The organism is Microbacterium sp. UBA837 (genome assembly GCF_002296025.1).
Lineage (GTDB): Bacteria > Actinomycetota > Actinomycetes > Actinomycetales > Microbacteriaceae > Microbacterium.
Map to the genome: position 1 here is coordinate 1 of NZ_DBHD01000163.1, position 9,230 is coordinate 9,230.

Here is a 9,230-nt window from a genome sequence, read left to right on the forward strand (position 1 = left end):
GCCCGCAGCCAGTCCCGCAACGCCAGGTCCGGGTCGGCTGTCGTCTCACCCTGGAGCGGGCGACGGTATGCGGACCTGCTCAGCCCGGCCAGACGGCACGCCATTCGTTCGCTCACCCGCAGCTTGCGCTTGAGGTGGTCGACGGCGGCGCGGCGCCTGCCCGGGCCTAGAAGTTTCCCTCAGCCAGCTGCTTGAGCGCGGCCTTCTCCAGCTCCGCTTCCGCGAGCAGACGCTTCAGGGTCGCGTTCTGCTTCTCCAGCTCCTTCAGGCGCTTTGCGTCGTCGGCCTTGAGGCCGCCGAACTGGTTCCGCCACCGGTAGTACGTCTGCTCGGACACTCCGAGCTCTCGACACACCCCGGCGATGTCGCTACCGCCCGCGAGCATCCTGTCGGCCTGCCCGAGCTTACGGACGACCTGCTCCGAGGTGTGACGCTTCCTGCTGTTCGTCATGATCTGACCAGTCTCACTGCCCGGACCCCCGGGCAACAGGACGACTCACACAACCACCGGACCTACCAAACGGGGTCAGCCCACCTCAGGCGCGAGCCGCGATGGATGCCGCATCCGTGCCCAGCGGCAGGACGCCGTAGAGGTGACCATCGCCGCCCAACCGTGATCCGATGAAGGCGTCGGCTACCGACGGGGGCGCTGCGCGCACCAGCAGCGATCCCTGCACAGCGAGTGCGAGCGCCGTGACCAGCTCTCGGGCGCGGGCGTCGCGGGCGTCGTCGCGACTGAGCTCGCCGATGAGTTCGCGGGTTCTTCGCACATGCGCGTCCAGGCGCCTGTCCGCCCCCGCTGACCGCGCGAGCTCGGCGTCAAAGGCCTCGAAGCTCTGCGGGTCGCGCGAGAGCGCTCGCAGCACATCCAGCGCGATGACGTTGCCCGACCCCTCCCAGATCGCCATGACGGGCTGTTCGCGATACCGCATCCCGAGGGGGAACGCCTCGGTGTACCCGTTGCCACCCAGGCACTCCATGGCTTCGTACGCGTGCCCGGGACCCCGCTTGCAGATCCAGTACTTCGCCACCGCGGTGGCCAGGCGGCGGAAGGCCACCTCCTCGGCCGTCGTGTCCTCGTCGTAGGCACGGGCCAGCCGTAGGGAGGTCGCGGTAGCAGCCTCGGTTTCGAGCTGCAGATCCGCGATCACCTGCGTCATGAGCGGCTGGTCGATCAGGCGTGCTCCGAACGCGGCGCGGTGTCGAACGTGCCAGGCGGCTTCGGCGGTTGCCTGCCGCATCCCGGCAGTCGACCCCAGCACCGAGTCCAGTCGCGTGCGCGTCACCATCTCGATGATCGTGCGCACGCCGCGGCCTTCCTCGCCGACCAGGTGTGCGCGGGCGCCCTCGTACTCGACCTCGCTCGAGGCGTTGGCGCGGTTGCCCACCTTGTCTTTCAGGCGACGGATGCGGATCTCATTGTGCGAGCCGTCGGGCAGCAGCCGGGGGAGAAGGAAGCACGACAGGCCTCCGGGCGCCTGCGCGAGCACGAGGAAGGCGTCAGACATCGGGGCGGAACAGAACCACTTGTGCCCGGTGAGTTCGTACTCGTCACCGCCGATCGGCCTGGCGACCGTCGTTCCCGCGCGCACGTCGGAGCCGCCCTGCTTCTCGGTCATCGCCATCCCGAAAAGGGCGCTGCGCTTTCCCGGCGCGAGATCCGGTTCGTAGTCGTTGCTCAGCAGCCGCGGCATCCACTCCCGGGCGAGCTCGTCGTGCTGGGCGATCACCGGAACCGCCGCGTGGGTCATCGAGACGGGACACGCGTGGCCGGGTTCTACCTGCGCATAGAGCATGAACGCGGTGGCGCGCACGACGGATGCCCCGGGCCCGGGCTCTCGGAACGCCCCGGTGTGGGCGCCGTCGGCCAATGCCGCGCCGATGATGCGGTGGTAGGCCGGGTCGTACTCGACCTCATCGAGCTGGCGGCCATAGCGGTCGTGCGTCTGCAGCACCGGCTCGACCCGGTTGGCGCGCACCGCATCGCGTTGGAAGGCGGAAGAGCCGACGCGATGCCCGATGTGGTGCAGCCGCGCCGCGGCACCTGGCCCGCTGTAGGTCTCGACGCCCTCGCGCAGGGCGATGTTCGCCTCGTACTCATCCAGCCCCGTGCGTGCGGGCGCCTGGTTCGCGACCTCGTGTGTTTTCATCCGACTCCCTCGTCCGTGGCTCCACGGTAAGCCCGCACGTGCCACGGGCGGTTCCCGGATGCGGCGCTCCCGGCATCCGCGAACCGCGCCGATAGGGTGAGGGGGTGACATCGGCGCTGCGCATCTCGGTCGTCATCCCGTGTCGCAACGACGCCGAGTTCCTGCGCAAATGCCTGCTCGCCCTGCAGAAGCAAGAGCGTCCCGCTGACCGCATCATCGTGGTCGACAACGGCAGCACCGACGAGTCGGCGGCAGTCGCGCGCGAGGCCGGTGTCGAGCTGATCGACGAGCCGCTCGTGGGGATCTGGCCCGCCGCCGCACGCGGATACGACGCTGCGCTACCCACCAGCGACATCATTGCAAGACTGGATGCCGATTCCCGGCCCCATCCGGATTGGCTGGCGCGCATTGAGTCAGCCTTCAACAGCGACGCCGCGCTCGGGGTGCTCACCGGCGGCGCCGAGTTCTACGGCGCCGGCAGAGTCATCAGCTATCTCGGCGAGCACTGGTACATCGGTGGGGGGAGGGTCTGGGTGAACCTGTGGCTCGGCATCCCGCTGGTGTTCGGGTCGAACTTCGCGATGCGTGCTGCCATCTGGGAGCGGGCCCGCACGGTGGTGCACCGCGAGAACCCCCGCATCCACGACGACCTCGACCTCACCATCCACCTGCGCGAGAGCGACGGGGTGCGCTGGGATCGGTCGCTCACAATGCCGGTCTCGGCACGCCCCCTGACCTCGGTCCGAGGTCTCGCGCGCAGGGTCGGGCGGGTCGTTCCGACCTTCGCCGCCAGCTGGCCCGCGGGTGCTCCCTGGCGGCGCCGGCACGACAGCTATCCACAGGAAGGCCAGGATGGCGAGGACCGAGGGGTCGCCGTCACCTAGGCTCAGTCGCCATGCCGACGATCTCGACCGCCCTCACGGTCGTAGCCTTCGTCACGTTCGCGGTCATCGGAGCGATCCTCGCAATCATCGACATCCGCACTCACCGTCTTCCCAACCGCCTCGTCGCGACGGTCGGCGTCACGGGTGTCGTGCTCCTGGTTGCGGCAGCACTGACCGGCAGTCGAATGGATGCGCTGATCCGGGCTCTGCTGGCGGCGCTGGTTCTTTTCGTCGCGTACCTCGTGCTGCGGATGCTGTCGGCCGGCGGTGTCGGCGGCGGCGACGTCAAGCTCGCAGCGGTCATCGGACTGCACCTCGGGTGGCTGGGATGGGGGAGCGTGCTCGTGGGGACACTGGCCGGATTCGTGCTCGGCGGTGTCTTCGCCGCCGGGATGCTGCTCGTTCGCCGCGCCGACCGCCGGAGCGCGATCCCGTTCGGTCCATGGATGCTGGCCGGCGCATGGGTCGCGATCGTGCTGACCGTGTCAAGGCCCTGAGCGTCTCGGCCCCCCGCAGAGCTTCCCGGTTAGCCTGGAACCATGCCGGCCGCCCTGAAGACCTTCGTTGCCGTCGTGATCAGATGGGCGCTCTCGCTGCGCATCGTTCGCGCGTTGCTGCTCTACACCGAGAAGCGCGGACCGGTCCTTGCCGACAGCGTCACCTACCGTGCGCTGTTCTCGGTCTTTGCGGCGGTCCTGCTCGGGTTCTCGGCCGCAGCACTCTGGCTCGCGGGCAACCCCGAAGCGTGGAACGCGCTCGTCAGTGCCGTGAACTCCGTGATTCCCGGGCTGATCGGGGGCGAGAACGCGGTCATCCGGGAAGAAGACCTGCGATCGGGCCTTGATCAGTTCCAGTCGGGTCTGTCGATCGCGGCGATCGCTGCGGTCATCGGACTTCTGTTCGCTGCCATCGGTGCCGTCGGAACGCTTCGCTCAGCGCTCCACCTGATCGGTGGCACCGTCATGGACGACGGGTTCTTCCTGTGGGTGATCCTCCGAAACTTCGCGATGGCCGTCGGAGTCGCGATAGCGATCGTCGCGACCGCCGCCATCACCTACTTCGGAACCGCCGGTGTCTCTCTCGCCCTGGGCTGGATAGGCATCGACGGCGACACGGTGATCGCGGAGGTGCTGACCCGCACGGTCGGTATCGTCACGGTATTCGTGCTGGATGCCGCGCTCATCGCGGCGATCTTCCTGGTGCTCGGCGGGATCCGTCCTCCCGCGCGGGCGCTGTGGGGCGGCGCGCTCCTCGGCGCAGTGGGCTTGACGGTGCTGCAGCAGTTGTCGGGACTGTTCGTGCGGGGCGCCGAGGCCAACCCGCTCCTCGGTACTTTCGCCACCCTCATCGCGTTGCTGCTGTGGATCAACTTCTCGGCGCAGGTCATCCTCATCTCCTGCACCTACATCGTGGTCGCCTCCGAGGAGGCGCACGGTGTGGTCTCCTCGGCCCCTCCGTTGACCTTCGCCCAGCGCCGACTGCGCCGGGCACAGGCATCCGCGCGCGATGCGACAGCCGAGCTCCTTGAAGCACGCGCCGCCGCGATCGCCGAAGGGGACGAGATCGGGGCTTATGCTCGGGGGATGGCCATTGCACGACTCCACGGAGGCCCGCTCGACGGGCAAGTCCTGCCCCTGGAAGCCCCGGATGCAGACACGATGATCGTTCCCTACGGCGAAGGCCAGGTCATCTACGAACGACGTGGTGCCCTCGAGCACACGGGCGATCACGACGGACCGACCGAGGGCGAGTTCTACTTCGTCGAGTCCACCGATGAGATCGCCCCGTCCGACGACTGAGCCGACCACGCCATCGATGGAGCCCTCGCAGTCCCTCGAGGTTGAAATCACCTTCGACGTGGACCCAGAAACCGAGGTCCCCGATTGGACCCAGGTTCCACTGGTCGTCACTGTCGCCGAGCCGGAAGTGCGTGAACTCGACGCCGTCTACTACGACACCGCAGAGTACGTCCTCGGCAGAGCCGGCTACGCGCTTCGGCGCCGGGAAGGTGGGCCCGATGCGGGCTGGCATCTGAAAGGACCCCGCCAGGGCTCCGGTCGGATGGAGACCGGCTGGCCGCTCGACATCGGTGGCGACACAGCATCCGTGACCGGCGTCCCGCCCGAGATCGCCGCGCATATCGGGGATCTGACGACGGACCCGCTGGTCGTGATCGCCCGCATCCGCAACACGCGCACCGCGTATGCGCTCCGGGATGCCGAGGGCGGCATCCTCGCCGAGATGGTCGATGACCGCGTGCGCACGCGCGACGAGCAGCGGGGGATGGAGCAGGCGTGGCGCGAGTGGGAGATCGAACTCGGGCCGGCAGCTCCAGAGGATGCGGATGCCTGTGCCGCGTTCTTCGACGCGGTGACCGTCGCCGCATACGCCAAGGGCGCGCGCGAGGCCTCGAGTGACTCGAAGCTCGCACGCGCCCTGGGCGTGTGAGGCCTGACCCGCTGGTCAGATGTTGATCATGTGGCCGGCAAGGCCGTGGAAGGCCTCCTGCACGGCTTCCGACAGCGTCGGGTGGGTGTGGACGTTGCGCGCCGCCTCGAGGGCGGTGAGGTCCCACTTCTGAGCCAGGGTGAGCTCGGGCAGTAGCTCCGAGACGTCCGGGCCGATCATGTGGGCACCGAGCAGTTCGAGGTGCTCGCCGTCGGCGATGACCTTCACGAAACCGACGGCTTCGCCCAGGCCGTTCGCCTTGCCGTTGGCGCTGAAGGGGAACTTCGCGACCTTGACGTCGTAGCCGGCATCCCGGGCCTGCGCCTCGGTCAGGCCGAAGCTGGCGACCTGCGGCGAGCAGAACGTCGCACGCGGCATCATGCGGTAGTCGCCGAGCGTCATGGTCTCGGCCTTGCCGATCGTCTCGGCGGCGACAACGCCCTGCGCCTCGGCGACGTGGGCAAGCTGCAGCTTGGCGGTCACGTCACCGATCGCGTAGATGTGCGGCACGTTCGTGCGCATGTGGTCATCGATGTCGATGGCGCCGCGGTCGGTGAGCTTCACACCGGTCTTGTCGAGCCCGAAGCCCTCGACGCGCGGCGCGAACCCGATCGACATGAGCACCTTGTCGGCGTCGATCGAGCCCTGGGCGCCGTCGTTGTTGCCGGTGTAGGCAACCGTGACGCGGTCGCCGTGGTCGGTGACGCTCTCAACCTTGGTCGAGGTGAGGATCTCGATGCCGTACTTCTTGTACTGGCGCGCGATCTCTTTCGAGACCTCGGCGTCCTCGTTGGGAAGTGCACGGTCGAGGAACTCGATGATCGTGACCTTCACGCCGTAGTTCGACAGCACGTACGCGAACTCCATGCCGATGGCTCCGGCGCCGACGATCACGATGGACTTCGGCAGCTCACGGGTGAGGATCTGCTCTTCGTACGTGACGACGTTCTCGCTCAGGCTTACGCCCGGGAGCAGACGCACCGTCGAGCCGGTCGCGATGATCGCGTTGTCGAAGGTGACGGTCTCGGTGCCACCCTCAGAGGTCTTGACCTCGATCGTGTGGTCGTCGACGAACGAGCCACGGCCGTCGTACTCCGTGATCTTGTTCTTCTTCATCAGGTAGTGGATGCCCTTGACGTGGCCGGCCGCCACCTCACGGCTGCGGTCCCAGGCGACACCGAAGTCGAAGTGCACATCGCCCGAAATGCCGAACAGATCGGCCTTCGCGTGGAACGTGTGAGCGAGGTCGGCGTTGCGCAGCAGCGCCTTCGAGGGGATGCATCCCACGTTCAGGCACACCCCACCCCAGTACTTCTCTTCGATGACCGCTGTAGACAGGCCCAGCTGAGCGCTGCGAACGGCCGCGACATAGCCGCCGGGGCCGGCACCAAGGATGACGACGTCGTAGTGAGGCATGGTCCCAGCCTATCCCTCGGAGACAATCCGCCGGCGCCAGCAGCCGGGTTGAGAACAGCGACGACCCACTCGACATCCGCCTGCCAAATCCGACTATCCTGGGGAGCCTGAGGAGGCCTCCCGTGGAACACAATGCGCCCGCTGAACCCGACGAAATCCGTCGCGCCTCCGGCGACCCCGGAGCCGCTGCTCCCGGTGGTCGAGGCACGGATACGACGGCTTCATTCGGACACGATTCCGACTTGTCATTCGTGCCATTCGGCGCCGAACTGACCGAGGTCGAGCTCGAGGCGATCGAGGCGTTGCCGTCGGGGTCGGCACTCATGATCGTCCGGTCAGGCCCCACCGCGGGCGCCCGCTACCTATTGGATGCCGACGTGACGACGGTCGGCCGCCACCCCGAGGCAGACATCTTCTTCGATGATGTGACGGTCTCTCGCCGTCACGCCGAGATCACCCGCTCCGGTACGACGTTCGAGCTGGTCGATCAGCGCTCGCTCAACGGCACGTACGTGAACGGCGAGCGCGTGGACCGGGCCGTCCTGACGAACGGCTCAGAGGCGCGCGTCGGCAAGTTCCGGTTGAACTTCTTCGTCTCGCCGGCTGACCTCGAGCCCGCGGCGGACCAGTGATGGCGGGCGTTCCCGCCCGTGATCGCGCCTCGTCTGCGGGGCTTCTGAGCATCGGCCAAGTCCTCGCGCGGCTCTCTCCCGAGTTTCCCGGGCTCAGTTCGAGCAAACTGCGCTTCCTCGAAGTACAGGGCATCGTCACTCCGACCAGGACCGAGTCGGGATACCGCAAGTTCGCACCCGCGGATGTCGAGCGGCTACGGCTTGCGCTCACGCTGCAGCGCGATCACTATCTGCCCCTCCATGTCATCCGGGGGTACCTCGATGATGTGGATGCCGGGCGCGACCCGGTCACCCCGATCCCCGCGCCGCCGACCTCGATCGTCGCGGCGCCGCGGCGCTATCGGCGTGACGAGTTGCTCGCTGCTGCCGGGGCTGCACCGCAGCTGCTCAACGACGCGATCAGCACCGGGGTGATCGCCGCCGCCGAAAGCTACACGGAGCAGACCGTGGCGCTGCTGCGGTGCCTGGTGGCCCTCGATCGCCACGGTATCGAGCCGCGTCACATCAGGACGCTGCGTCAGAGTGCCGAGCGTGACGCAGCCCTCGTCGAATCCGCCGTCGCGCCGCTGTCCCGCCGCAACGATGCAACATCCCGAGGCAGAGCCGAGGAACTCGCGCCCGAATTGGCGCGTCGCCTGGAGGAAGTGCGCTCGATCTTCTTGCGCTCGGCCCTCGAACGATTCCTCTCATAGTGCGACACGCCGAGACGCAACGGCCGGATGTCGTTGCCCGAGCCTCTCGGCTGATCTAGCGTTGACATGTCCGATCGAACTGGGGAGGTTGCCATGACGGCACGCGAGGCGGAGTCGACGCCCAGCCTGACGGCAGACCTCTTGTTCACCGACGGCCTTCCGGCCCTCGACGACGAGGTCGGCTACCGCGGAGCAGTCGCTGCGCGAGCTGCCGGCATCACGTATCGTCAGCTGGACTACTGGGCTCGCACCGAACTCGTCGAGCCGACCGTGCGCGGGGCCTCAGGCTCCGGGTCGCAGCGTCTCTACGGTTTCCGCGACATCCTCGTGCTCAAGCTCGTGAAGCGGCTGCTCGACACGGGCATCTCACTCCAGCAGATCCGCACCGCCGTCGAGCAGCTGCGTGCCGCCGGCATCCGTGATCTTGCCGGCACCACCCTCATGAGCGATGGCGCCTCGGTCTACCTGTGCACCTCGAACGATGAGGTCATCGACCTCGTCAGCCGCGGGCAGGGCGTGTTCGGCATCGCGGTCGGCAAGGTGTGGCGTGAGGTCGAGTCGACGCTCGTCGAGTTCGACCCGCAGGCACCGGATGCCGTCGACGAACTCGCCGCGCGGCGCGCCGCGCGCTCAGCCTGAGCCGCACAACGCCGGCTCCCCGACTTCTGCATCCGCTCTGCGATCCGCGAGACTGCAGTCTGCCCGCGAGGCTGCGCGTTTCTGACGCACTCTGGCGGGCACGGTGCAGTCTCGGCGAGGGTGGGTTCCGCGGGCGCGGGACGGCGCCTCATCAGGGCGGCGGCGTGATCAGGATGCCGCGGCGTCGGGGGAGGGGATACGCCCCGTGCGCATAACGCGGTCCAGGATCGCATCGAAGTCTGCTGCCAGCTCCTGAGCCGAGTCGCCGGGCCAAATGTGGAGCGGCTTTGCCGCACCCTGAGCCTGCTGCAGCGATGTGCGCTCGGGCAGCTGAGGCGAGAGCACCAGCGGGCCGAACATCTCGCGCAG

9 protein-coding genes and 2 pseudogenes are annotated in these 9,230 nt (G+C 67.9%); 7 read left to right on the top strand and 4 right to left on the bottom strand.

Annotated features, from left to right (window positions below):
• Positions 1-451 (bottom strand): annotated as a pseudogene (locus tag B3587_RS11825) (transposase); the annotation flags it as partial.
• 85 nt (positions 452-536) lie between these two features.
• Positions 537-2,150, bottom strand: coding sequence for an acyl-CoA dehydrogenase family protein (locus B3587_RS11830; RefSeq protein ID WP_292728900.1), 1,614 nt, complete (start codon positions 2,148-2,150; stop codon positions 537-539).
• A 104-nt stretch (positions 2,151-2,254) separates the two neighbouring features.
• Between B3587_RS11830 and B3587_RS11835 the strand changes: the two genes are divergently transcribed.
• From B3587_RS11835 to B3587_RS11850, 4 genes are read left to right on the top strand one after another with little or no spacing between them, the layout of a single operon-like run.
• Positions 2,255-3,034: a glycosyltransferase family 2 protein gene (locus tag B3587_RS11835; protein WP_228178564.1), complete on the top strand. Its 780-nt coding sequence runs from the start codon at positions 2,255-2,257 to the stop codon at positions 3,032-3,034.
• Positions 3,035-3,045: 11 nt separating this feature from the next.
• A complete protein-coding gene (locus B3587_RS11840) occupies positions 3,046-3,531 on the top strand; it encodes a prepilin peptidase (protein ID WP_228178565.1) in 486 nt (161 codons plus the stop codon).
• A gap of 42 nt (positions 3,532-3,573) precedes the next feature.
• Positions 3,574-4,833: a YihY/virulence factor BrkB family protein gene (locus tag B3587_RS11845; protein ID WP_292728904.1), complete on the top strand. Its 1,260-nt coding sequence runs from the start codon at positions 3,574-3,576 to the stop codon at positions 4,831-4,833.
• Positions 4,808-5,482, top strand: coding sequence for a CYTH domain-containing protein (locus B3587_RS11850; protein WP_292728907.1), 675 nt, complete (start codon positions 4,808-4,810; stop codon positions 5,480-5,482). Before B3587_RS11845 ends, B3587_RS11850 begins: the two co-directional genes overlap by 26 nt.
• 15 nt (positions 5,483-5,497) lie before the next feature.
• Here B3587_RS11850 and lpdA read toward each other — a convergent pair whose 3' ends face one another.
• Positions 5,498-6,898 (bottom strand): dihydrolipoyl dehydrogenase, encoded by a 1,401-nt coding sequence (gene lpdA, locus B3587_RS11855; protein WP_292728910.1) that lies wholly within the window; start codon positions 6,896-6,898, stop codon positions 5,498-5,500.
• Between the two features lie 122 nt (positions 6,899-7,020).
• Between lpdA and B3587_RS11860 the strand changes: the two genes are divergently transcribed.
• From B3587_RS11860 to B3587_RS11870, 3 genes are all read left to right on the top strand, one after another.
• On the top strand, positions 7,021-7,530 hold the full coding sequence (locus tag B3587_RS11860; protein WP_374198023.1) for an FHA domain-containing protein: 510 nt from the start codon (positions 7,021-7,023) through the stop codon (positions 7,528-7,530).
• A complete protein-coding gene (locus tag B3587_RS11865; protein WP_292728913.1) occupies positions 7,530-8,222 on the top strand; it encodes a MerR family transcriptional regulator in 693 nt (230 codons plus the stop codon). The genes B3587_RS11860 and B3587_RS11865 overlap by 1 nt, the downstream gene beginning before the upstream one ends.
• Before the next feature lie 93 nt (positions 8,223-8,315).
• Positions 8,316-8,861 carry a MerR family transcriptional regulator gene (locus tag B3587_RS11870; RefSeq protein WP_228178570.1) on the top strand — a complete coding sequence of 182 codons (546 nt, stop codon included), beginning with the start codon at positions 8,316-8,318 and terminating at the stop codon, positions 8,859-8,861.
• Positions 8,862-9,029: 168 nt separating this feature from the next.
• Here the strand turns inward: B3587_RS11870 and B3587_RS11875 are convergent.
• Positions 9,030-9,230, bottom strand: a pseudogene (locus B3587_RS11875) (ParA family protein); the annotation flags it as partial.

What these genes read in the sequence shown, in the direction of transcription:
- B3587_RS11830 (WP_292728900.1), bottom strand. Translation starts at nt 2,150, where the DNA reads ATGAAAACACACGAGGTCGCGAACCAGGCGCCCGCACGCACGGGGCTG.
- B3587_RS11840 (WP_228178565.1), top strand. Translation starts at nt 3,046, where the DNA reads ATGCCGACGATCTCGACCGCCCTCACGGTCGTAGCCTTCGTCACGTTC.
- B3587_RS11845 (WP_292728904.1), top strand. Translation starts at nt 3,574, where the DNA reads ATGCCGGCCGCCCTGAAGACCTTCGTTGCCGTCGTGATCAGATGGGCG.
- B3587_RS11850 (WP_292728907.1), top strand. Translation starts at nt 4,808, where the DNA reads ATGAGATCGCCCCGTCCGACGACTGAGCCGACCACGCCATCGATGGAG.
- lpdA (WP_292728910.1), bottom strand. Translation starts at nt 6,898, where the DNA reads ATGCCTCACTACGACGTCGTCATCCTTGGTGCCGGCCCCGGCGGCTAT.
- B3587_RS11865 (WP_292728913.1), top strand. Translation starts at nt 7,530, where the DNA reads ATGGCGGGCGTTCCCGCCCGTGATCGCGCCTCGTCTGCGGGGCTTCTG.
- B3587_RS11870 (WP_228178570.1), top strand. Translation starts at nt 8,316, where the DNA reads ATGACGGCACGCGAGGCGGAGTCGACGCCCAGCCTGACGGCAGACCTC.